Source organism: Staphylococcus sp. IVB6214 (assembly GCF_025558585.1).
Classification (GTDB): Bacteria; Bacillota; Bacilli; order Staphylococcales; family Staphylococcaceae; genus Staphylococcus.
In genome coordinates, this window is sequence record NZ_CP094723.1 from 1,635,701 (window position 1) to 1,658,103 (window position 22,403).

The 22,403-nt window shown below is 38.1% G+C and carries 26 protein-coding genes and 1 riboswitch; of the genes, 3 read left to right on the forward strand and 23 right to left on the reverse strand.

Annotation, left to right across the window (positions count from 1 at the left end):
- Positions 1 to 60: 60 nt before the first annotated feature.
- The 14 genes from sigB to MUA51_RS08095 form a co-directional block, all read right to left on the reverse strand.
- A complete protein-coding gene (sigB, locus tag MUA51_RS08030) occupies positions 61 to 834 on the reverse strand; it encodes an RNA polymerase sigma factor SigB (RefSeq protein ID WP_262559286.1) in 774 nt (257 codons plus the stop codon).
- The gene (gene rsbW, locus MUA51_RS08035) at positions 806 to 1,288 is read right to left on the reverse strand and encodes an anti-sigma B factor RsbW (RefSeq protein ID WP_262559287.1); all 483 of its coding nucleotides are present in this window, start codon (positions 1,286 to 1,288) and stop codon (positions 806 to 808) included. The genes sigB and rsbW overlap by 29 nt, the downstream gene beginning before the upstream one ends.
- A 1-nt stretch (position 1,289) precedes the next feature.
- Positions 1,290 to 1,616, reverse strand: a complete 327-nt coding sequence (locus MUA51_RS08040; protein ID WP_262559288.1) for an anti-sigma factor antagonist — start codon at positions 1,614 to 1,616, stop codon at positions 1,290 to 1,292.
- Positions 1,617 to 1,691: 75 nt separating this feature from the next.
- On the reverse strand, positions 1,692 to 2,696 hold the full coding sequence (locus MUA51_RS08045; protein WP_262559289.1) for a SpoIIE family protein phosphatase: 1,005 nt from the start codon (positions 2,694 to 2,696) through the stop codon (positions 1,692 to 1,694).
- Positions 2,697 to 2,981: 285 nt separating this feature from the next.
- Positions 2,982 to 3,335: a type II toxin-antitoxin system PemK/MazF family toxin gene (locus MUA51_RS08050; protein ID WP_095117482.1), complete on the reverse strand. Its 354-nt coding sequence runs from the start codon at positions 3,333 to 3,335 to the stop codon at positions 2,982 to 2,984.
- The gene (gene mazE / locus MUA51_RS08055; RefSeq protein ID WP_095117483.1) at positions 3,336 to 3,506 is read right to left on the reverse strand and encodes a type II toxin-antitoxin system antitoxin MazE; all 171 of its coding nucleotides are present in this window, start codon (positions 3,504 to 3,506) and stop codon (positions 3,336 to 3,338) included. It lies immediately after the preceding gene.
- A gap of 88 nt (positions 3,507 to 3,594) precedes the next feature.
- The gene (alr, locus tag MUA51_RS08060; RefSeq protein WP_262559291.1) at positions 3,595 to 4,743 is read right to left on the reverse strand and encodes an alanine racemase; all 1,149 of its coding nucleotides are present in this window, start codon (positions 4,741 to 4,743) and stop codon (positions 3,595 to 3,597) included.
- 27 nt (positions 4,744 to 4,770) lie between these two features.
- A complete protein-coding gene (acpS, locus tag MUA51_RS08065) occupies positions 4,771 to 5,130 on the reverse strand; it encodes a holo-ACP synthase (RefSeq protein WP_262559292.1) in 360 nt (119 codons plus the stop codon).
- Entirely contained in the window at positions 5,127 to 5,690 is a 564-nt protein-coding gene (locus MUA51_RS08070) for a PH domain-containing protein (RefSeq protein ID WP_262559293.1), read from the reverse strand. The genes acpS and MUA51_RS08070 overlap by 4 nt, the downstream gene beginning before the upstream one ends.
- Positions 5,680 to 7,185, reverse strand: a complete 1,506-nt coding sequence (locus tag MUA51_RS08075) for a PH domain-containing protein (protein ID WP_262559294.1) — start codon at positions 7,183 to 7,185, stop codon at positions 5,680 to 5,682. Before MUA51_RS08075 ends, MUA51_RS08070 begins: the two co-directional genes overlap by 11 nt.
- On the reverse strand, positions 7,178 to 7,651 hold the full coding sequence (locus MUA51_RS08080; RefSeq protein ID WP_262559295.1) for a PH domain-containing protein: 474 nt from the start codon (positions 7,649 to 7,651) through the stop codon (positions 7,178 to 7,180). Before MUA51_RS08080 ends, MUA51_RS08075 begins: the two co-directional genes overlap by 8 nt.
- Before the next feature lie 109 nt (positions 7,652 to 7,760).
- The gene (gene cshA, locus MUA51_RS08085; RefSeq protein ID WP_262559296.1) at positions 7,761 to 9,251 is read right to left on the reverse strand and encodes a degradosome RNA helicase CshA; all 1,491 of its coding nucleotides are present in this window, start codon (positions 9,249 to 9,251) and stop codon (positions 7,761 to 7,763) included.
- Between the two features lie 207 nt (positions 9,252 to 9,458).
- Entirely contained in the window at positions 9,459 to 10,823 is a 1,365-nt protein-coding gene (locus tag MUA51_RS08090; RefSeq protein WP_262560886.1) for a UDP-N-acetylmuramoyl-tripeptide--D-alanyl-D-alanine ligase, read from the reverse strand.
- 11 nt (positions 10,824 to 10,834) lie between these two features.
- The gene (locus tag MUA51_RS08095) at positions 10,835 to 11,908 is read right to left on the reverse strand and encodes a D-alanine--D-alanine ligase (protein ID WP_262559297.1); all 1,074 of its coding nucleotides are present in this window, start codon (positions 11,906 to 11,908) and stop codon (positions 10,835 to 10,837) included.
- A gap of 156 nt (positions 11,909 to 12,064) precedes the next feature.
- On the opposite strand from MUA51_RS08095, the gene MUA51_RS08100 reads away from it, so the two are divergent.
- Positions 12,065 to 13,270, forward strand: a complete 1,206-nt coding sequence (locus MUA51_RS08100) for an FtsW/RodA/SpoVE family cell cycle protein (protein ID WP_262559298.1) — start codon at positions 12,065 to 12,067, stop codon at positions 13,268 to 13,270.
- Between the two features lie 76 nt (positions 13,271 to 13,346).
- Here the strand turns inward: MUA51_RS08100 and MUA51_RS08105 are convergent, their stop codons facing one another.
- The 5 genes from MUA51_RS08105 to csoR form a co-directional block, all read right to left on the reverse strand.
- Positions 13,347 to 13,487, reverse strand: a complete 141-nt coding sequence (locus MUA51_RS08105; RefSeq protein WP_262559299.1) for an Lmo0850 family protein — start codon at positions 13,485 to 13,487, stop codon at positions 13,347 to 13,349.
- Positions 13,488 to 13,572: 85 nt separating this feature from the next.
- Entirely contained in the window at positions 13,573 to 15,753 is a 2,181-nt protein-coding gene (locus tag MUA51_RS08110; RefSeq protein ID WP_262559300.1) for a heavy metal translocating P-type ATPase, read from the reverse strand.
- A 101-nt stretch (positions 15,754 to 15,854) separates the two neighbouring features.
- Positions 15,855 to 16,058, reverse strand: a complete 204-nt coding sequence (locus tag MUA51_RS08115; RefSeq protein WP_262559301.1) for a cation transporter — start codon at positions 16,056 to 16,058, stop codon at positions 15,855 to 15,857.
- Positions 16,059 to 16,060: 2 nt separating this feature from the next.
- Entirely contained in the window at positions 16,061 to 16,282 is a 222-nt protein-coding gene (gene csoZ / locus MUA51_RS08120; RefSeq protein ID WP_262559302.1) for a putative copper chaperone CsoZ, read from the reverse strand.
- A 13-nt stretch (positions 16,283 to 16,295) separates the two neighbouring features.
- Positions 16,296 to 16,583: a copper-sensing transcriptional repressor CsoR gene (gene csoR, locus MUA51_RS08125; protein ID WP_095117496.1), complete on the reverse strand. Its 288-nt coding sequence runs from the start codon at positions 16,581 to 16,583 to the stop codon at positions 16,296 to 16,298.
- Positions 16,584 to 16,726: 143 nt separating this feature from the next.
- On the opposite strand from csoR, the gene cls reads away from it, so the two are divergent.
- Positions 16,727 to 18,217, forward strand: coding sequence for a cardiolipin synthase (gene cls / locus MUA51_RS08130; RefSeq protein ID WP_262559303.1), 1,491 nt, complete (start codon positions 16,727 to 16,729; stop codon positions 18,215 to 18,217).
- Between the two features lie 20 nt (positions 18,218 to 18,237).
- Positions 18,238 to 18,891, forward strand: coding sequence for an HD domain-containing protein (locus MUA51_RS08135; RefSeq protein WP_262559305.1), 654 nt, complete (start codon positions 18,238 to 18,240; stop codon positions 18,889 to 18,891).
- A gap of 65 nt (positions 18,892 to 18,956) precedes the next feature.
- Here the strand turns inward: MUA51_RS08135 and yidC are convergent, their stop codons facing one another.
- From yidC to thiD, 4 genes are all read right to left on the reverse strand, one after another.
- Positions 18,957 to 19,826, reverse strand: coding sequence for a membrane protein insertase YidC (gene yidC, locus MUA51_RS08140; RefSeq protein ID WP_262559307.1), 870 nt, complete (start codon positions 19,824 to 19,826; stop codon positions 18,957 to 18,959).
- An 88-nt stretch (positions 19,827 to 19,914) separates the two neighbouring features.
- Positions 19,915 to 20,553: a thiamine phosphate synthase gene (gene thiE, locus MUA51_RS08145; RefSeq protein ID WP_262560887.1), complete on the reverse strand. Its 639-nt coding sequence runs from the start codon at positions 20,551 to 20,553 to the stop codon at positions 19,915 to 19,917.
- The gene (thiM, locus tag MUA51_RS08150; RefSeq protein ID WP_262559308.1) at positions 20,543 to 21,349 is read right to left on the reverse strand and encodes a hydroxyethylthiazole kinase; all 807 of its coding nucleotides are present in this window, start codon (positions 21,347 to 21,349) and stop codon (positions 20,543 to 20,545) included. The genes thiE and thiM overlap by 11 nt, the downstream gene beginning before the upstream one ends.
- Positions 21,349 to 22,155, reverse strand: coding sequence for a bifunctional hydroxymethylpyrimidine kinase/phosphomethylpyrimidine kinase (gene thiD / locus MUA51_RS08155; protein WP_262560888.1), 807 nt, complete (start codon positions 22,153 to 22,155; stop codon positions 21,349 to 21,351). The genes thiM and thiD overlap by 1 nt, the downstream gene beginning before the upstream one ends.
- A gap of 77 nt (positions 22,156 to 22,232) precedes the next feature.
- Positions 22,233 to 22,333: riboswitch (TPP riboswitch) on the reverse strand.
- Positions 22,334 to 22,403: the final 70 nt, after the last annotated feature.

The window sequence follows — 22,403 nt, forward strand, 5'->3', positions numbered from 1 at the left end:
CACTTATTTTACAAGTGTAGAAAATCATGTGCTATGATTTCAGAAATGCTATTCATATATCTATGTTTGCTTCACAGCCTGCTGAAGTTTCTTAATCGCTGTTCGCTGCAATCGTGAAACGTGCATTTGGCTTAACCCAACACGTTCACCTGTTTCTTTCTGGCTAAGCCCTTCAATAAACGTACATTGAATAATCTCACGTTCTCGATCAGATAATATCGGTAAGATTCGTTCTAAAATGATACGCTTTTCGGTTAAATCATAGTTTTCATCTTGACTCCCCATGACGTCTAATAACGTCACTGTTGAGCCATCTTTATCTGCTTCAATCGAGTGATCGACGCTAAGTGCATGATAACTTTGCCCCATCTCCATCGCTTCAAGGACTTCTTCATCGGAAACTTCAAGATGTTCAGCGATTTCATGAATGGATGGAGAGCGCTCTAACTCATTCGTCAATTCATCGATTGTTTTCTTAATGCGTGGACCGATTTCCTTAATTCTACGTGGAACATGTACGCTCCATGTTTTGTCTCTTAAATAACGTTTGATTTCACCGATTACAGTTGGTACTAAGAACGCCTCAAATTTGCGATCAAAAGATAGATCAAAACGGTTGATTGCGCCGATCAAACCGACCATCCCGACTTGTACAAGATCTTCATGATGCGATTGTCCTTTAGAATAGCGATAAGCTAATGATTCAATTAAATTTCCGTAATGATTGACAAGTTTTTCTTGCGCGGCTTCATCTTGATTTTTTTGACATTCTAAAATCCATTGATTGATTTGTTCTGATGAAACATTATTCACTGAGTTCGATGCTTTCGTCATGGTTTTGCACCTGCTCTTTTTTGATATACTTCGTCATACTTATTATCACACCTGTCTCTTTTCTCACAGTGACTTCATCCATTAATGCTTCAATCAAAAACAAGCCAAGTCCACCTTCTCGCAAAAAGTCAATATTTTCATCATCTTGGTAAGGCCCTAGTTGTTGCTTTGTTTCTTGGTAATTAAAGCTTTCGCCTTGATCAGATACAACAATTTTAATTTGTGCATCAGTCACTTCAAATACAACTGTAATATATCCGATCTCTTCATGGTGTTTATATGCATGCTTCACCGCATTTGTAACAGCTTCACTTACTGCAATTTTTGCATCTTCTATATCGTTGTACGATGCATTCGCACGATTAAAAACTCCTGATAACGTCAGACGAATCAAACTTACATATTCTGGTGCTGCGGGTACCTTCATCTCGATGACATCATGTGCTTGTGGCATGTTATTCGACCTCCGTTCCTTGATTCACATGCATTAGATCAGCTAGTCCAGTTATGTCAAACAGACGTTTAATACGATCATTCACTCCTAAAATATAGAGTGCTTTATCGTGCTGATTCAATGCTTTGAGTGTCCCAACAAATAAACCTAATCCTGTTGAATCCATATAAGTTAAATCTGTCAAATTAACATGAACATCATGTGTTCCTTCTTGGCGAATTGGCAACAAAACAGCTTCAAGCTCAGGGACTGTTGCCACATCTAGTTCACCAGCAACAGTGACCTCATAGTAATCTTCGTATACGTCAGTTTCTATGTTAAGGTTCATTAATTTATACACTCCTAAAATAGTCTACTATTAGTTTTTACCCAATTATCAATCACCATAATCGTTTATAAGCGATTATCGGGCTCTTTTAATGATTAAGATTGTCAAATCATCACGCTTACTTTTTTCTTGCAAACGCAATAATGCTTCATACAATAACTGTACGATATCTTGCGGATGCATATCTTTATATTTCAAAATAAAGTTCAACAAGTAATTTTTATCAATAAAACGACCTGATTCGTCTCTAATTTCTGTAACACCGTCTGTGAAAATAATGATCATATCATTCAACTCAATCTTTATTTCCTGTTGATCGTAACGAATATTTTGACTCACACCGAGAACACGACCACGAACAGTGATCTCTTCAAAGGTATCTGTTGCCGCTCTAAAAATATAGCCTGGTTCGTGCCCTGCTGAGCTGCAATACAAGATGTGATTAAGGTCTTCATACAGACCATAAAACATCGTCACAAACATATTTTGATTGACGTTTTTCTCAACGACTCGGTTCAACCGTTTCAACCCGTCATTTGGCAATTGTGAATGTCCATATGAGTCCATGCCAAACTTGATCATACTCATCGCCAACGCTGCAGGGATGCCTTTCCCGATAACATCTGCAACAGCAAAACTCATCGTTCCATCTTTATGATCAATCAAGTTGAAGTAGTCACCACTCACTTGATGTGCTGCCACAGAGATTGCACCGATTTGTATACTATCAAATTGAGGGATATCTGTTTTGAGCATTGTTTGCTGAAGACTAGACGCCACTCCCATCTCTTTGTCATGAACTTCCATGCGATCAACTAATCGCTTGTAATCGGTATAGTCATAACCAAAACTTTGAATGACGACTTCAAGTATATCCAAGCTATCCTTCATGTCTTGTTGACTTAATGTACGTGCTTCGAGATATGTTTTATGTATATTGACAATTGCCTCGGGTGTGACACTTTCTTCAGGTAAGTTGCTGGCAAATGTACGTGCTGTCTCTAAAACTTCATCACTGTTACTACTATTTAAAAACCGGTCGATTAATTCAAAATAGTACGCTGTTTTTGATTGTGCCACTCTCAATACTCCTTTTCCAATCTTATTCCATTCTAAAAACAAAAAAGTGGCCGTGAAACCTTATCAGTTCAAAGATTTCATCGCCCACCCTGACAAGGATGACTTTAAGCAAACTGCTTCAAGTAATATCCTATTCCCTCTGATCAATATCGTTCATAGAATGAAGTGCTATTTATCTTTCTCAATTGCTGTCGGACATGCTTAACTTTTCTATCAGTAATAACTTGAATGTTTTTCACGACTTATAGATTACTTTAACTTTCATAAAATCTATAAATCCCCTTGTTATCTTGATTGAACCACTTGTAGCCCTAGACTGATGCCAAGTGCATTGTTCACTTCTTTCATCTTTTCATCGGATAAAAAAGTCAGCTTCTCTTTCAATCGATTTTTATCAACTGTCCGAATCTGCTCCAACAAAATAACAGAATCTTTGTCGAGTTTATATTTCTTTTTTTCAATTTCTACATGTGTTGGAATCTTCGCTTTATTAATACGTCCTGTGATTGCTGCTACAATCACAGTCGGACTATATTTGTTACCAGTATCATTTTGTATGATAACGACAGGTCTAACTCCCCCTTGTTCAGAACCCTGTACTGGTGATAAATCAGCTAAGTATACGTCACCTCGCTTCATTTAATCATCCTGATGCTTTGATAGTAAGTGAGATTCATTACAATCGCACGCCTCACACTCTACTGAATAGGCTTCTGTCGCTAGGGAGAGATTGAGGTCAGCCATTTGGGCGTAACCTTCTTTTAATGACTGCTCTAAATTTTTAAATTTTACTTGATTGAATACTGACATCATGAGACCCTCCATATCAATTCAACTCACGTTAAAAATCTAAGTTAATCACTCATAATGATAGCAAAAAATGAACAACTCTACCATATTATTTTAATAATTCATTTGTCACATCAATGTTTTCCCCTGAAATGTAGACACGTGGAATACGACGTCCAAAATTACAAAGGACTTCATAATTAATCGTCTGTTGTTTTTGGGCAAGCGTTTCAGCCGATTGTGGTGTATGTGCACGTGCTTCTAAAACAACAACTTTGTCACCAGGTTGTACATTGGCTGGTACTTTAATAGCCGTTTGATCCATACTAATACGGCCGACCACTTCACATTGTTGACCGTTTACACTGACATAAGACCCTTGCATTTGACGTAAATATCCATCAGCATAACCAATTGATAGAAGGGCGATATGCATGCGCTCTGATGCTGTATACGTCTCCCCATATCCAATCGTTTCTCCCGCTTCTACCTGTTTTACTTGAACAACAGTTGTTTCCACAGTCGCAGCAGGTGTCAGACGTGCCGTATTCTTCGATTCAATAAACGGTGTCGGGTAATAACCGTATAGTGCGATACCCGGACGATAGGCATTACAAATTTCAGGATTGAAACGCAACGTTCCGGCAGAATTTTGAATATGTACGTATGTCGGACGTTCTGCATTCGTTACAAGACTCTCAAAACATTGATACTGCTGCTGTGAAGAATCGTTTTCTTCGTCTGCGGATGCAAAATGTGAAAAGACACCTTCAAAGATCAACTGATCATATTGTTCAATAAGCGCGATCATTTCACGATATGTTTCGATATCCTTGGTACCTAGTCGATTCATACCCGTATCCAACTTAATATGCAGCCATAATGACTTTTCATTTGTAGGATCGATATAAGAAATTGCCTCTTCCAACCATGCTTTAGAAGGTACAGCAACTGCCACACGATGTTGAATGGCTTTGTTAATATTTGCAGGCGGAATACTTGAAAGGATTAAGATTTTCTCTTTAAATCCATGCATGCGTAATTCAATCGCTTCATCCAATGTTGCTACGCAGACAAACGTAACGCCAAGTGATGCAAGATGGTTAGCGATTGCTACACTTCCTAAGCCATAAGCATTCGCCTTAACGACAGACATCATCGTCTTCGTTGGATGACACTTGGATAATTCTTGATAGTTAGATGTAATCGCATCTAAATTTACAGATAATGTGGTATCACGATAATACTTTTCTGACAAACTACTGTCACCTTCCTTTTATCTACTTCATTCATCTTTTTGTTCTAATATGACTTGACTCATGGCATAGTGGGCCGTATGAGTGATGGATACATGTACGATAAAACCATCGAATAAAATATAAGGCTTTCCTTTTTCATCGTTTGCGCAATGAATATCATTGAATGCGACTTCTTTACCGATACCTGTACCAAGCGCCTTACTAAAAGCTTCTTTTACCGCAAATCGACCTGCCAAAAACTCAATCCGTCTCTGAGGATGTGATAACTGCGTGTAATGGGCATATTCGTCTTGGCTTAAGATGCGTTTAACAAACTTGGGTTGTTTGTCTGCTATCGCCTTGATGCGTTCTATTTCGACTAAATCAACACCTAAGCCATATATCATAACGACGTCTCCTCATCTTCAGTTTGCGTATCTTTTATTTTATCATAATTTTCGTCGGTAATTTCATGCGGTATATGATTTTCATCCATAATAATTCCTTCTTGAATAAGTTGCTTTATCTTTAACGCTTGTTGTTTTTCAATTAATGAGATCTCAACATTGCCCCCCGCTGTCGAGATGGTTAATGTTGCAAGACCGTATTTACGCATTATAAACCCTTCATCCATATCAATATTTTGGATGCGGAATAGCGGTACTTTCGTTTCTTCAATAAATATAAATCCTTCTCTAACGACAATACCTTGCTCTGAAAATCCATATCGAAATACATGATACGTATAGAGTGGTTTGAGCCAAACAAATATCACAGCATACAAGACTGCAATCATTGCTATCACCAATGCAATCCACTTGAGTTGCGATTCAAACGCACTGATGAAGTAACTTGAGACAAATGACACAATGGCTAAGACTATCATTAGTGCTGTAAAAATCATCCCAGCAATGCGCATTACTTTTCGCCCTTCTGGTGCCATTTGGTTATACAATTCATCCGTCATCACGAACACCACCTTTTATATACCATGATTGTATGTCATCCACATCTTGCGTATCGACGAATTCTAATCCAACATCCGTACTCAATGAACCTTTAGCCAATGTGAAATAAAAATGATTCAGTTGCGCATTTGCCATCACTGGATGATATTCACGTTGCCAACCGAGTATTTTGTCATGTTTGAAATAAGTTGTTCGGAATCCCGTATACGAGACGCGACGTATTGCCATTTCATCACCTGCTACATGCCAACCCGCTTTTAAAATCATCATATAACTCTTAAAGATACGCACAACAATATAAAACACAACTGGTATCCAAACCCATACCCAGAAATAGTAATGGACAATGGCTGCAATGATGATTAGTACGAGTGACTCTATCCAAATTCGTCTATGGAACCCACGCCACGGTATGGAGTGGCTGACTTCTCCAAACTGCATATGCGGTACCATCGATGCCAATAGATCATGTACTTCACGTTTGTGTATAAATGGTAATACCATCACACGTCCATCTGCAAAGTCATTCTCCAAATCGACTTCCATGTCACTTGTAATGACAAAATCATATGCCGTATAGCCAAATAATGTACGCAAATAACTTTTATGTTCAATGACGGCTTGGATACGCTTTAAAGGGACTGTTACTTTTTTTACATTCAAAAGTCCGTATCGTATCGTCAAGTAGTCCCCTTGTCGTTTCAATGTGTAATTGTAATAGCGGAAAAATGTAATCAAAATCCCAACCAAATACGAAATGATGATACCAGTTGCAACAATCACTGTCGTAATAAGAACTGCACTGTTCACGATAGATGATACTTCTTCAGTCAACCAATGCCAGTCAATATAATCTATCATTGCCGTTAAAATAGGACTAAGTGTGGCAAGTGCGACAAAAATAGCACCACTTGTCATCGCCATAAATAATAAGTTTTTCGTAGAGAGTTGGTATAGCTCTTCTTCTGGCGGCGTATTAATTGTCTTAGCAAAAGATTCAACATCTGTTACTTCGCTATCTTCTGTCTCAATCTTACTCTCGTTCAAATCAAATTTTACCTTCTCAAGTTCCGCTTGAATCCATTCACTTTGTGCTTGGGTAATGGTTTCAAGTGCTATGCCATCACTCGGTGTTTGTATTTGTAGTCGGACTCCCCCAACAATTTGATGAATCAGATTTTGTGATGTATCCATCGATTGAATGCGGGAAATATTAAGTTCTTTTCGTTCAAGATTAAACAGACCTGTTGTGACAATAAAATGCGTGCCTTCAATCCAATATCGAGTACGAAACGCTTTAATAGCATCATTAACTAATGTTATTAAGAAAAAGAACGTGACTATTCCAGGGAAAATATAATTCGAGGGCTTTGTATAATCAAAGTCTTTAATTGCAAACAATAGAAAGAGTAATAGCGGTATAATATTGGACTTTATCGCATTGAAAATACTCATGACATATGAGATGGGATGGAGCTTCTGTGGACTATACATCACTATCACCCTCCTGTAATTGTTCGAGACAGTATTGTTCTAGTTGATGCACATCTTCTTCATATAACAAAGGCAACTGAATTGCATGACCTGCCGTTGTTAATATCAATCTTTGCAACTGATAACGTCGCAATAACGGTCCGTTTTCCCAGTGAAGATATTGAAGACGCTCAACCTTTAAAATTTGATGTTTACGGAACCAATAGTTACGCTTAACTTCAATCACATTTTCTTTGATTCGATAATAGGTGAAATGATATCGAAAGTAAGGTTTTAATAAGCAGTATAAAATGTGTAAGACGAGTAGGCCACCAGCAATATATTGTAACGGTTGCCAAACCTCAAAGTAGTAATCTAAGGAAAAAGCGATAATAAGTAACACCGTACCAATTAGACATCTAAGCAAATAAAATTGCCTGAAATACTTTTTCGCAACTTCTGGGCTTCTCTGGAATGAAGTTGTCATTGATTCTGCTCCTTCCAATATTTTTTTACATTATAACATAATCATTTTTCGCAACACTAATGAACCTAAAAAAGAGCTGAGACATAGCGCTCAGCTCCTTTATCTTGTTTTATTTTTGGTGATCCGCAAATGTGCGCCCTTTTTTCACTTTGTTATCACGTTTGTTTCTAAAGTTGCCTTTTTTGTTGAAGCTACCTTGTTTGTGATTACGGTTATTTTTTCCATGACGCTTATTATTTGAGTTCTTACGGTTACCACCTTTTGGTCCACGTGTTTTACGTGCAAGCGGTTTTTCAAATGTTAATTGTACTTCTACTTCGTCGTTTGATTCTACCAACTCTTGTAAAAGTGCTGTTACTAAGTCTGAAGCCTCGTATGTTTCAAGTAATGACTTCGCAATCTTTTCAACACGTGGTTCTTTATCGGCAGCCATCCATTTTTCTACCTTATTCTTGATGTCATCCTCACGCGCTTGTAATACTTCTTTGCGATGTGGCGGACGTAACGCACGCATTTGACGTTTGTTTGTTTGTTCGATTTGACGAATGTAATCCATCTCGATTGGATTTACAAATGTCACCGCAATACCATGTTTCCCCGCACGACCTGTACGTCCAATTCGGTGTGTGTAGCTTTCTGTATCTTGTGGAATATCGAAGTTGTAAACATGGCTCACACCTGAAATATCTAAACCACGTGCTGCAACGTCTGTCGCAACAAGAATATCGATTTGATCATTTTTGAACTTCTTCAATACTTCTAGACGTTTCGCCTGTGTAATGTCACCATGAAGCCCTTCTGCTTTGTAGCCTTTTGATAACAAAGCGCTTGTCAATTCGTCAACACGGCGTTTCGTACGTCCGAATACGATTGCAAGTTCTGGTTGGTGTACATCTAAGAAGTTTGTAAATGTATCGAATTTCTCTAACTCTTTCACAATTGTGTAGTATTCATCAATTTGTGGATCAGAGATTTCGTTGTTCATTGTTTTAATAATCTTTGGTGATTTCATAAACTTCTGCACAAGTTCTTGGATTGCTTTTGGCATTGTCGCTGAGAAAAGCATTGTTTGACGATTTTCTGATGGCAATTTGTCCATAATATAACGCATATCATCAATGAAGCCCATGTTCATCATTTCATCCGCTTCATCTAAGATTAACGTTTCGATTTGTTGTGGTTTCAATGTGCGACGGTTCAAATGATCAATCACACGTCCTGGAGTTCCAACGACGATTTGTGGGCCTCGTTTTAATGATTTGATCTGACGGTCGATCGGCATACCACCGAATACTGTCACAACTTGAACTTTTTGACCATGACTAAATTCGCGTAATTGCTCAGCTACTTGCATTGCAAGCTCACGTGTCGGTGCTAAGATAAGGGCACGAACACCTTCTTGCCCCTTAACTTTTTCAATAAGTGGGATCCCAAATGCGCCTGTTTTTCCTGTCCCTGTTTGCGCTTGTCCCAATATGTCAATATTTTCGAGTGCATATGGAATACTGTCTTTTTGGATGGGGGTTGGCTCAGTAAATCCCATTGCCTCAAGGGTTTCAGCTGTACGTTCTGAAACACCTAATTCTGTAAATTTTTGCAAAGTAATTCTCCTTTTTATATCGAAATTCTCATAATAAGTATGTCAAATATTTTTAATCTAACTTCTACATATTACCACCTAACTACTAATATCGCAATAAATGGAAATAAGTCAGTCAACTTGACATGCAATGAAACGGGTCATTTTAGAACAAAAAAGTGCCTTAGTAAAGGATTCTCCCCTTAATAAGACACCCAATAATAATATTTAAGATGCTGTGATTAACGCTTCAACCACTTCTTCTAGTTTCATTCCACGAGATCCTTTTACGAGCACCGTATCGTCCGCTTCTAGCATCTTTGAAAGTGTATCAATCAATGCCGTTTTAGAATCGAAATGTTGTGCTTGTTCTACATACTTATATCCTGTTTCAGAAATAGCTTTGGATTCGTCACCGTATGTAAACAAGATATCAATAGATTTGTCTTCTAGATACACACCTACTTCAGCATGCAATTCCGCAGACTGTGGTCCAAGTTCCAATACATCTCCGAATACGAGTATCTTTCGTCCAGCTAATTCTGCAACTGTGTCAACGGCTGCTTTCATACTTGTAGGACTCGCATTATATGCATCATTAATAATAACGGCACCATTTGGCGCTGTGAATTTTTGCATACGCATACCAGTGAGTGATAAGTCTTTTAATTGTTGTTGAATTACTTCAGAGCTTACACCCATTTGTTTCGCAACACCAATCGCATATGAAGCATTCTTCATATTATGTGCCCCAAGTACTGGAAGCGAATATGTCTCTTCTCCATTCATCTTAAATGTAATCCCAGATGCATCATGAGATATAACATCACATTGAATATCATGCACGGTACTAGATCCAACTGCAATCGCATTCAAACCATCTGCTTGTTGAACCAGTTCATCGAGTAATGGCTCATCACCATCATAGAATAACTTACCCGATGGCTTTAACCCGGAGATAATCTCAAACTTCGCCTGTGCAATGCCTGCTCTCGAGCCAAGGTCCTGCATATGCGATTCACCGATATTCGTAATGATGGCATAATCAGGTTGCGCAATGGTTGATAACAATTCGATTTCACCAAAACCTGACATCCCCATTTCCAAAATAGAGACTTCTGTATCTGATGATAACGCAAGAATTGTCAATGGCAGACCAATCTCATTGTTGTAGTTGCCTTGTGTCTTTTTCACTTTGTAATTAGCGGACAACACATTTTCCAACATATCTTTAGTTGTTGTTTTACCGTTCGAACCAGTCACCGCAATAACAGTCGGATTGACGTCACGTAAATAAGCAACTGCCAATTGTTGTAACGCCAGTAATGTATCTTCTACATAGATGACAGGTCCTTCCGTCGGTGCAGTCACCCCACTATGTCGATCATAGAATGTCGCAGCGGCGCCATCTTGTAAAGCTTGTTCACTAAAACGATGCCCATCTACACGTTCTCCATTGAACGGAATAAATAATTGTCCCGGTTCGATGTGGCGTGAATCAATCGTCACACCTTTGATCATTACATCTAAGTAACGTTCGTCTATCTCACATGTTACCCATTCTGCTAATTGTCTCAAGCTGATATTTATCATCATTAAAACCTCTAGTCGTCAATTCGATATTTATTCAAGTGTTTATCTGCATAGCGTTCTTTTGCCAATTCGATCAATTTCGTAATTAATTCTGAATATGATACACCCATGTTTTCCCATAATTTAGGGAACATACTATATGCTGTAAAGCCAGGCATCGCATTCGTTTCATTAATATATATTTGGTTATCTTCAGTCACGAAGAAGTCAGCACGTACTAAACCTGAACAGTCCGTTGCTTTGAATGCTTCAACGGCCATATCACGAAGTGTCATTTGTAATTCTTTATCTAAGTCAGCCGGAATACTCAATTGTACCTTACCATCCTTGTACTTCGCTTTGTAGTCATAGAATGATACGTCTTTGATTACTTCACCTGGCCATGTTGTTTCTGGATAGTCATTACCAAGCACCGCTACTTCAATTTCACGTGCGTTCACGCCTTGCTCAATAACCAATTTGCGGTCGAATTGAAATGCTTCTTCAATACCACGAATAAGTGATGCTTCATCTTCACATTTGCTAATACCCACACTTGAACCTAAGTTTGCTGGTTTAACGAAAACTGGGTATTCCAACTTATCATGTACAAGTTTTAAAATATTATCTTGATATTTTTCGTATTCACTACGTAGAAAGCTGACATAAGGTAATTGAGGCAATCCTCTATGTGCGAATAATTGTTTCATTACAAGCTTATCCATTGAACTTGCTGCTGATAACACGCCGTTCCCAACATATGGAATATCAAGTACTTCAAAAAGTCCTTGAATCGTACCATCTTCACCATTCGGTCCATGTAATAATGGGAAGACTGCATCATAACGGCCACCTTGACTAGATGATGTCAACATGACAGAAACCTGTCCTTCTTCGACATCTTCTAAATGTAACGTTTGAATATCTGTTATTTCTTCATTAATATTTTCTTGTTTTTTCCATTGTCCTTCATTAGTAATATAAATAATGTCTATTTGGTATTTTGACTTATCAATTGCATTTAATACATTCTGAGCTGTTAATATTGAGACATCATGTTCGGCACTTTTCCCACCATAAATAATACATAAAGATTCTTTTGACATAGTTTAGCCTCCAAAATAAATTCTACAAATTCATATTACCATGCACGCTCTTCATTATGCATTTATTTTTGTACAATATTAGCAATTTTATTACATGTTATGTAAAATCGTTATATAATATAAGCTAAAGAAATTTTTAGTACAAAGGAGATGGCTATGGCTTCTTCACGTCAACAAACTCAAAAGTCATTCTTTCGACGTTTAGACTGGCAATTGATCGGATTAGTTTTCACACTCTGTATCATAAGTGTCACAACTATTCACTCGGCAATGGGCGGCGGTCAATACAGTATGGACTTCGGAGTCAGACAGATTTTCTACTATATTCTCGGTGCTTTCATAGCATGCTCAATCATGATTGTCTCACCGAAGAAGATTTTGAAATACGTCAATGTCGTATATGCTTTTTTTATTCTATTATTAATTGGTTTGATTGTCCTACCAGAGTCGAGCTTCACACCGGTTATTAACGGAGCAAAAAGTTGGTACCACGTGGGTCCTATTAGTGTCCAACCTTCAGAATTTATGAAGATTGTCTTGATTTTATCTGTCGCAAAGGTTGTTGCACAACACAATCGTTTTACATTTAATAAATCACTCGAAACAGATTTGATGTTGTTACTTAAAATATTTGCGGTCACTATTCTGCCAATGGCGCTTATCTTATTACAAAATGACCTTGGAACAACACTTGTCTTTCTTGCCATCATTGCAGGAATCGTCATAGTTAGCGGTGTGACATGGAAAATATTGGCACCCCTTTTCGGTTCAGCTATTCTTTTAGGAAGTAGTATTATTTTATCTATTATTTATAATCCAAGCTTTATAGAGAATGTCTCAGGTATCAAAACATATCAACTCGGTCGTATCAATTCATGGCTCGATCCTTATTCATACAGTACTGGGGATGGTTTCCATTTAACAGAATCAATGAAGGCGATTGGATCTGGTCAACTTATCGGAAAAGGCTTAAACAACGGAGAAGTTTATATTCCTGAAAACCATACCGACTTTATCTTTTCTGTTATCGGTGAAGAACTCGGTTTCGTAGGGGCTGTCGTGGTATTAGGTGTTTTCTTGCTCCTTTTACTCCATTTGATACGTCTTGCCGTTACATCAGACGACCTGTTTAGCAAAGCATTCATTATGGGATACGCCAGCCTTTTGCTGTTCCATATTGTGCAAAATATCGGTATGACAATCCAACTATTGCCAATCACTGGGATCCCACTCCCTTTCATTAGCTATGGAGGAAGTTCTTTATGGAGTCTTATGGCAGGTGTCGGTGTGATACTCAGTATTTACTATCACGCCCCGAAAAAGTATGACGCAAGTAAAACACAATCTCGTACTACAAGGTAACATAAAATTCAAAAACCACCTTTCCATCTGAGTTTCGATGGAAAAGTGGTTTTTGTAATTTCTATGACATGATTGATTACTTGAGTTTTTCTGGTGTAGTGGTTGGTTTCGGTAGTGATCGCATGATATCCAATCGTGATTTTGTCTTTTTCACAGTAACCCCAATTGATGATATCATTTTCACCACATTGTAAAACTTGTCATTTGGCTTTGCCATATTATCACCCCAGTTTGTCAACCTACTACCCCTATCTTACATTAAATTGATGACAGTGACTATATAAATTTAAAATAAGTCACTTTTATTTAGCAATATGCTTCAATCTCAATGCATTCAATACAACCGACACAGAACTAAATGCCATCGCAGTTCCTGCAATCCAAGGTGCTAAAAATCCCATTGCTGCAAAAGGAATACCAATCATGTTGTAACAAAATGCGAAGAATAAATTTTGCTTGATATTACGAATCGTTAAGTGGCTCAATTTTAAACTTTCGGGAATGTGTTTCAAGTTCCCTTTTACAAGTGCGATATCAGCTGATTCCAATGCAATATCAGACCCTGAGCCCATTGCCACGCCGATGTCGCTCTTCATCAATGCTGGTGCATCGTTGACGCCGTCTCCGACCATCATGACTTGATGATCTTTTTGTTGCAGGTCAGAGATAACTCGCGCTTTTTCATCTGGTTTGACACCTGCAATAACATTGTTTACGCCTAACTCACGACCAATTGCACGCGCAGTTATTTCACTATCACCACTCAACATAATCAATTCATAATGAGGTTTTAATGCAGCTAGAACTTCTTTCGCTTCTTGTTTCGGTTCATCACGAATACCGAGTACTAATCCTACTTGATCATCAACAGACATTGCAACAACTGTCGCACCAGACATTTGCAGTGTATCTACTTGTTGTTGGACATCTGGTTCAATTGTTGCATGCTGTGCAATGAAAGGAATGGCGCCTACTACAATGTGATGATTGTCAATATGACCAGAAATACCACTGCCTGTATGTGTTTTGTATGCTTCAACTGGCAATGTTGTCTCATCTTTAAAGTAATCAACAACAGCTTTAGACAATGGATGTTCAGATTGTGCTTCTAAGCTTTTAATGTAGCGTCCAATCTCAGCATCAGACATAAGACGATGTTCAGCAATGACTTTTGGCTGTCCAACGGTTAAAGTCCCTGTTTTATCAAATACAATTGTATTAATATGATGTGTTTGTTCTAACGATTCAGCTGTTTTAAACAGAATACCTGCTTCAGCAGCACGTCCAGAACCGACCATGATAGACGTCGGTGTGGCAAGTCCTAATGCACAAGGGCAAGCGATTACGATAACCGCGATAAAAATTTCGAGTGCTTGAGATAATTCATACGGTGTAAGGATAAAATACCAAGTTAAAAATGCAACAAATGCAATTGTAATGACTGTTGGAACAAAAATGTTTGATACTTTATCTGCCAATCGTTGAATTTGTGGTTTATCTCCTTGCGCTTCTTCCACGACTTGTATGATTTGGTTTAATACAAGATCCTCACCTGTATGTGTAATGCGCACCTTTATAAAGTTTTGCTGGTTTAATGTACTTCCGATAACTGAATCCCCTACAACTTTATCAATTGGTATACTTTCTCCTGTCAACATGGATTCATCAACAGTTGACCAACCTTCTATGATTGTACCGTCGAGCGGAATTTGTTCACCACTACGGACACGTACGACATCTCCTACACGGACATCTTCAATAGATATACGCTGTATTTGTCCATCACGTTCTACTTCTGCATCTTTAACTTGTAATGCTGCTAACTTTTCAATAGCATCACTCGCATGCCCTTTTGCACGTCTTTCAAAATATTTTCCTAAAAGAATGAGCGTAATTAAAACCGCACTCGTTTCAAAGTATAGTGGCACATGGCCTGATTCATGCGAATGTGTAAACATCAAATAAATACTATAAAAATAAGCAGCCGATGTTCCCATCGCAACGAGTACATCCATATTGGCACTTTTATTCGTCAGTGATTGATATGCACCTACGTAAAATTGCCAACCTAAAACAAATTGTACAGGTGTTGCAAGTATTAATTGAAACCATGGATTCATCAATAAATCCGGCACAGGTATAAAGCTAAAAAATGAGAAATGTGCAAACATCGTATACAGTAATGGTAAAGATAAAATTAAAGAAATTATAAATTTATTTTTTTGGTGTCTCAATTCCCGCTGTTTACGGTCTCGTGCCTGTTGTTGCGTTTCAATCGGATGTGCTTGAAAGCCAATTTTTTCAATACGCTCAAAAATCTCTTTTTGACTAATTTGAGTTGGATCGTATTGAACGGTCCCTTTCTCCATTACAAGGTTTACATTGGCAGATTCAATCCCTGCTTCACGATTAAGTGTGCGTTCTATACGAGTTGCACAAGCTGCACAATCCATTCCTGAAATTTTAAATGTCTCTTTTGTCATCATTCCCACTCCAATACCTATACGGGGTATATTTTACTTTCAAATAAAGAGCGGGTCATCTGCTACTATTTAACAAAGTGAATCTCCCACTCTATAAGATATTATTTAACGTCATAACCAATATCATAGATACGTTGTTTCACATCTTCTAACGCTGCATCATTTGATAATTCTACATCTACAATGTCTTCTGCTGGTGTTGCCACAACCGATACAACATCTTTGTTTTCTTTCACTGCTGTTTCGACTGCTTTCTTACAATGATCACAACTCATACCTTCTACTGCAATTGTGTGTTTTGCCATAATTAACGCGCTCCTTTATATGAATTGATGACAGGATAACCTGCATCATAAATTTCTTTTTCCAATGTATTCAAGTTGGCTGGTGTTTCATACGTCAGTGTCACTGTTTGTGATTCGATATTCACTTCTACCGCTTCAACACCAATCATATCGCTCAGTCTCGATTCAAGCTGTTGCTTTTGTTCTTCGCTCGAGAGACCAGATAACCATACTTTACTATGCACGTATGTTCACCTCCTAGTCTTTCATCAACTTTTGGAAAGTCACGAGTAACTCATCCATCGCTTCATGTTCATTGCCACCTTCTACCTTATGCATGATACATCCTTTCATATGGTGTTCTAACAGCTTGGATGCCACACCATTCAATGCAGAACGTGTTGCACGGATTTGAGTCAGAACATCATCGCAATAGACGTCTTCTTCAATCATACGATTAATGGCTCGGACTTGTCCTTCAATGCGATTCAAACGGGATTGTAAATTGCGCTTCGTCACGTCAGAATGGTTTGCATGTTCTGTCATCGTGTCTCCCTCAATTCTTTGTGATTTATTTTACACCTTTATGATATACCCTATGTAGGTATATGTCAAAGAGAATGATTTCAATATAAATTCATTAGAAAAAATGCTACAATATGAAAAACATATTATTAAAGGAGAAACATATGGGCGAATTACTTATTTCATTATTTGCAAATGGAAATGCGATCGTCAACATCATATTGATTGGTTTGTTCTTTCTGAATTTGACTTTTGTATTCACCATTATTTTCATGGAACGACGCAGTGCCGAAGCCATCTGGGCATGGTTGCTCGTATTGGGACTTTTCCCAATCTTAGGATTCGTTTTATATTTACTCTTCGGACGACAAATACAGCGTAAATCATTATTCGAGATAGATGAAAATGACAAGGTTGGTTTAGAGCGTCGTGTTAACGAACAACTCGAAGCACTGAAAGCTGGCAATTTTGATCCAAGTAATCCACACATGCAATATTATAGTCATATGATACAAATGTTGCTGTACAATAATGCCGCCTTCTATACAAATGACAATCAGATCGAACTGTTCACGGATGGGCACGACAAGTTCAACCGTCTTAAAGAAGATATACGCCAAGCCAAAAAATATATCCATATTCAATATTATATTTTCCGCAAAGACCTTCTTGGAAAAGAAATCTTATCTTTACTAGAAGAAAAACTTGAGCAAGGCCTAGAAGTTAAAATGCTCTACGATGATATCGGGTCACGTACATTAAAGTTACGTCATTTCAAAGATTTTCGCCAAAAAGGTGGACAAGTAGAAGCTTTCTTCCCTTCAAAGTTGCCTATAATCAACTTGCGTATGAACAATCGTAATCATCGCAAAATTGTCGTGATTGACGGCACAATCGGTTATGTGGGTGGTTTCAATGTTGGGAAAGAATATTTAGGTCTCTCCAAAAAATTTGGTTATTGGCGCGACACACACTTACGCATAGAAGGTGAAGGCGTCAATGCCCTGCAGTTGCGCTTTATTTTAGACTGGAATTCGCAGTCTCATCGTCATAATATTCAATATGACCCCAAATACTTCCCAGAGAATCATGTCAATGCAGAACACAATACAGGTATTCAAATCGCCTCAAGTGGACCAGACGAATCATGGGAACAGATTAAATATGGTTATCTTAAAATGATTTCCATGGCGCAAAAATCGATTTACATTCAAACACCGTATTTCATCCCTGATAGTTCATTTATGGATGCTTTGAAAATCGCAGCACTTGGTGGCGTTGATGTAAACATTATGATTCCAAACAAACCTGACCATTCATTTGTCTATTGGGCAACTTACAAAAACGTTGCGAGCCTTTTAGAAGCAGGGGCACGTGTATATCATTATGATAATGGCTTTTTACATGCAAAAACGATGACCATCGACGATGAAATTACAAGCGTAGGTACAACAAACATGGATAATCGTAGTTTTTCTTTAAACTTCGAAGTAAACGCCTTTATTTATAATGAAGAAATTGCTAAACAAGTACGTGAAAGTTTTGAAAAAGACTTAAAAGTTTCGTCCGAACTGACAAAAGAACGCTATCAAGATCGTGGTCTTTTGATTAAGTTCAAAGAAGCTATCAGCCAGCTACTATCACCGATATTATAATGAACTGAGAGGGTTGAAGTATGAAAACACATATTCAAGCGGCATATGATTATATGAACGAAGTGCATGCGCAGGATACAACCGGGCATGATGTGGCACATGTCAAACGTGTTCACAAAATGGCACGTTTCATTGCAGCATCTTATCCAAATGCCAACCATTACGTCATTGAAATAGCTGCTTTATTGCATGATACAGTTGATGATAAACTCGTAAATCCTGAAGCAGCCTATCGTAATCTCAATACATTTTTAAATGATCTTAATGTAACATCCATGGATCAAGACGCAATTCGCTATATCATCGAAAATATGAGCTTTCGTCAGACAGATCAAGTGGGCAAACTTAACACCATCGAAGCACAAATCGTACAAGATGCCGATCGTCTGGATGCCCTTGGCGCTATCGGTATTGCACGGACGTTCCAATTTGCCGGTCACTTCAAAGAACCAATGTGGACAGGCGAAGCAACGCAGCAAGAACTCAACAATCAAAATGTACACCTCGAGCAGTTGTCACCTTCTGCCATCAAACATTTTTACGAAAAGTTACTACTACTACTAAAAACGCTTATGAATACACCTGAAGCACGAGAAATAGCAGCACAACGTCATCTGTTTCTCGAACAGTTTCTTGATCAATTCTTTGATGAATGGGATACCACTGAACGATAAAAATAAAAACACCCGTTTCAGTAGCCTTATAAAAGCTATCTGAAACGGGTGTTTACGTGGTACCGTTATTTCTTTTTCTTCTTCTTCGATACAACTTGTGTATTTTTACCTGTCTTGTTGTTTTGGTTTTTCTCAGCTTCCATCTTTTTAATCAATGGTGCTACTTCTTCTTTTGCTTTTTTACTATAAACGACATTCGCAAAATATGTTTGAACAACAAGGAATGCAGCCGATACAGACCAGTATAAACCTAATGCGGCAGCTGATGTGTATGAAATCCAGATGATCATAATTGGTGAGATAATCATCATCATATAGCCCATTTGTTTTTGTTCAGCAGGCATATTTGATAAAGATACGTACGCTTGTAAAAAGTATAGAATACCCGCGATTAGCGTAATCCAAATATCTGGTTTATCTAGTTGGAACCACATGAAATCAGAGTATTTCGTAATACCGCCACCTGTTGGGTATCTTAATACGAAATATAGACCCATGATGATTGGCATTTGGATTAGTAATGGTAAACAACCAATCATACTAGACATTGGATTCATACCATATTTTTTGTACACTGTCATCATTTCTTGGTTAGCTGCAAGTTTGTCTTCTTGTGTACGTGCACGTTTAACTTTTTCTTGTACTGCTGTAATGTCAGGTTTTGCAACTTTCATTTTTTCACGCATCATATGCATGTTTTTATAGTTTGATAACATCAATGGTAATAATACGATACGTACAACTAATACGATAATGATAATCGCAAGACCATAGTTATTATCTAGTTCATGGCCTAACCAATGAATTAAGCTATCCATTGGTTGTACGAATGTATTGTAAAAGAAACCATCTCGGTTCTCAGGCTTACTATAATCACAACCAGCTAAAAAAAGTGTGATACCAAAAAGCATGGCTAGTAACGCTTTATTCTTCATTTTTCCACCTCTATACTATTATTCACATAAGTGTCATTTTATCATATAACGTATTCAGGTGGAAACATTTCTCATAATTTAAGGCAATTTATTTAAAATATTGTAAGTAGCACGACACAGATTTTTCAATATTGTCACTCTGTGTAATTGAAGAAATAGTGGCAATACCATCTGCTCCATTATTAATAATAGACGCAACATTTTCTTCTGTAATACCACCGATTGCGACAATGGGAATCTCTTCATCATAACGACGCATACGACGAATCATTTCGATACCACCGGCTTGTTTGGCATCGCTCTTCGATTGCGTTCGATATACAGGACCTACACCAATGTAATCGACATGTGTCAAATCTGACTGATCATACTCTTCAAAGTTACTCACACTTAGACCGATAATTTTATCTTCTGCTTGTGTATAAAAGCTTTGAACTTCTGCATCGTCTTGCCCGACATGTATACCATCAGCATCTATTTCTAAAGCAAGTGCAACATCATCATTGACAATAAAAGGAACTTGATACGTCCGACATAACTTCTGAAGTTCTAATGCTTTTTGTTTTTTTGCTTCTCCTGTTAATGCAGAGGGACCTTTTTCACGAAACTGAAACATCGTTATACCTGCTTTTAAAGCATCTTCAAGAATACGATCAAGACTTCCCTTTTTTACATCTTGCGTCCCTGCAATAAAATAAACTCGTAATTGCTTACGATCAAATCTCATCATTCTTCACTTCTCTCTTCTTTATCTCTTGTTGAAAAGCGACTGTCGCAGTTTGACTCAATGCATCTAAAAATGCGACTGAAAAAGTCCCTGGCAAATCAGCACCTGCTTTTACTTCTGCGCGTTCTGCTGAAATGGTATAGTATGATACCGCTTCAGCTAACTTCTCCAATGAAGGCTGTGTATCTTTCAATAAAAAACTTGCGACAACAGCACCTAGTAAACAACCTGTCCCAGTGACTTTTGCTAATAACGGCGTCCCATTGCCTAAAGCGATTGCTCGATCGTCTTGTACGATCACATCTGTTTCACCAGTCATTACGATAGCTGCATCATATTGATGATGTGCTTGTTTTGCCGCTTCAACAGGCAGTTGATCAAGCGTACTGTCTGTCCCTTTCATCGTGGCTGTTTCATCCACAAGTGCTAAAATTTCAGAAGCATTTCCTTTTATGACTGTCACTTGAATTTCTTCTAAAAAGCGTTTGCAAAAGTTTCTTCTGAATTGAGAAGCACCGACTGCCACGGGATCGAAAACAATTGGTACGCCTTGGCGGTTTGCTTCTTTAGCAATGCGCAACATATCTTCACCGCTTTGTTGTGTTAGTGTACCGATATTGATGAGTAACGCTTGTGCAACTTTAAAAAAGTCTGCCGCTTCTTCAGGTGCTTCACTCATAGCTGGACTCGCACCTAGACTAAGTAGGCCATTTGCAGTAAAGTTTTTAACAACATCATTGGTATAACATATAACTAGTGGACTTTCTTTGCGTACTTCGGTTAAATAATCGCTCATTAGTCCCATCCCTTCTGTGATTGATAAGCAAAGTGATTAACCGGACCTCTGCCCTGTCCTATTTCTGGAGTATGTTTAATCGCTAAAGCAATAAACGCTTTTGCCTTTGCAACTGCATCATAAACAGATCGTCCTTTCGCCAACTCTGCAGTAATAACTGCTGAGAATGTACAACCTGTACCATGTGTATGTTCAGTTGGATAACGTTCACCTTCAAAAACAAAGTGTCCCTCTCTTGTAAAAAGATGATCTGTTGCATCACCTGCCAAATGACCCCCTTTAATGACAACGCCTTTAGATCCTATCTCTTTAATAAAGAATTCACCTGCTCGATGAATCTTTTCCATTGTATCCAATTGAAAGCCTGTAATCTCTTCAGCTTCTGGAATATTTGGCGTTGCAACATCTGCGTATGGTAGCAATGTTGTTTTTAATTGCTTTCGAACTTGCTCTGCCATCAATGAATCACCACTTTTAGCAACCATGACAGGATCAATAACATATGGTATGTCAAAGTTCTTTAAATAACGTTCAATAATCATCATCATGTCAGGTGTTGGAATCATCCCTGTCTTCAGGGCATGTGGTGGTTCATCGTTAAATACACTTGCGAGTTGTTCTTCTAACCATGCAGGTTCAAGGTTATGAATGTGTTGCACACCTAGAGAATTTTGTGCCACGATACTCGTGATAGCACTCATTCCATAAACACCGCATGCATGAAAAGACTTTAAGTCTGCCATTGCACCTGCTCCCCCAGATGGATCTGTCCCTGCAATAGTTAATGCAATTTTAGGTTTCTGAATCATTTGATTACCTCCATGTCTCACTAATATACATATAGACTACATAGAGGTAACTAAGATGATGCTTTCTCACCTTGATACATCATTATCTACTTCCCTACGTTGGCATCATCCAAATCAGGTTCAAAGGGTTTGAATTTTCATTCATCTCAGCGAGTTTGCGCCCCTAGTAGTCATCAATGTTCAATTTACTTAAATTTAGCAAACTCAATGTCTTTTTTCAAATGAATACCCTGACGACACTGTAA

Excerpts from the sequence above, each read along its gene's own strand:
- MUA51_RS08115 (WP_262559301.1), bottom strand. The coding sequence starts at position 16,058 with ATGGCAAAACACACAATTGCAGTAGAAGGTATGAGTTGTGATCATTGT.
- MUA51_RS08090 (WP_262560886.1), bottom strand. The coding sequence starts at position 10,823 with ATGATAAATATCAGCTTGAGACAATTAGCAGAATGGGTAACATGTGAG.
- rsbW (WP_262559287.1), bottom strand. The coding sequence starts at position 1,288 with ATGCCACAAGCACATGATGTCATCGAGATGAAGGTACCCGCAGCACCA.
- MUA51_RS08095 (WP_262559297.1), bottom strand. The coding sequence starts at position 11,908 with ATGTCAAAAGAATCTTTATGTATTATTTATGGTGGGAAAAGTGCCGAA.
- mazE (WP_095117483.1), bottom strand. The coding sequence starts at position 3,506 with ATGTCAGTATTCAATCAAGTAAAATTTAAAAATTTAGAGCAGTCATTA.
- cls (WP_262559303.1), top strand. The coding sequence starts at position 16,727 with ATGGGCGAATTACTTATTTCATTATTTGCAAATGGAAATGCGATCGTC.
- MUA51_RS08100 (WP_262559298.1), top strand. The coding sequence starts at position 12,065 with ATGGCTTCTTCACGTCAACAAACTCAAAAGTCATTCTTTCGACGTTTA.
- thiM (WP_262559308.1), bottom strand. The coding sequence starts at position 21,349 with ATGAGCGATTATTTAACCGAAGTACGCAAAGAAAGTCCACTAGTTATA.
- thiE (WP_262560887.1), bottom strand. The coding sequence starts at position 20,553 with ATGAGATTTGATCGTAAGCAATTACGAGTTTATTTTATTGCAGGGACG.
- acpS (WP_262559292.1), bottom strand. The coding sequence starts at position 5,130 with ATGATATATGGCTTAGGTGTTGATTTAGTCGAAATAGAACGCATCAAG.
- MUA51_RS08135 (WP_262559305.1), top strand. The coding sequence starts at position 18,238 with ATGAAAACACATATTCAAGCGGCATATGATTATATGAACGAAGTGCAT.
- sigB (WP_262559286.1), bottom strand. The coding sequence starts at position 834 with ATGACGAAAGCATCGAACTCAGTGAATAATGTTTCATCAGAACAAATC.
- MUA51_RS08075 (WP_262559294.1), bottom strand. The coding sequence starts at position 7,185 with ATGTATAGTCCACAGAAGCTCCATCCCATCTCATATGTCATGAGTATT.
- csoR (WP_095117496.1), bottom strand. The coding sequence starts at position 16,583 with ATGACAGAACATGCAAACCATTCTGACGTGACGAAGCGCAATTTACAA.
- MUA51_RS08050 (WP_095117482.1), bottom strand. The coding sequence starts at position 3,335 with ATGAAGCGAGGTGACGTATACTTAGCTGATTTATCACCAGTACAGGGT.
- MUA51_RS08105 (WP_262559299.1), bottom strand. The coding sequence starts at position 13,487 with ATGGCAAAGCCAAATGACAAGTTTTACAATGTGGTGAAAATGATATCA.
- MUA51_RS08040 (WP_262559288.1), bottom strand. The coding sequence starts at position 1,616 with ATGAACCTTAACATAGAAACTGACGTATACGAAGATTACTATGAGGTC.
- MUA51_RS08070 (WP_262559293.1), bottom strand. The coding sequence starts at position 5,690 with ATGACGGATGAATTGTATAACCAAATGGCACCAGAAGGGCGAAAAGTA.
- MUA51_RS08080 (WP_262559295.1), bottom strand. The coding sequence starts at position 7,651 with ATGACAACTTCATTCCAGAGAAGCCCAGAAGTTGCGAAAAAGTATTTC.
- MUA51_RS08110 (WP_262559300.1), bottom strand. The coding sequence starts at position 15,753 with ATGACAAAAGAGACATTTAAAATTTCAGGAATGGATTGTGCAGCTTGT.
- yidC (WP_262559307.1), bottom strand. The coding sequence starts at position 19,826 with ATGAAGAATAAAGCGTTACTAGCCATGCTTTTTGGTATCACACTTTTT.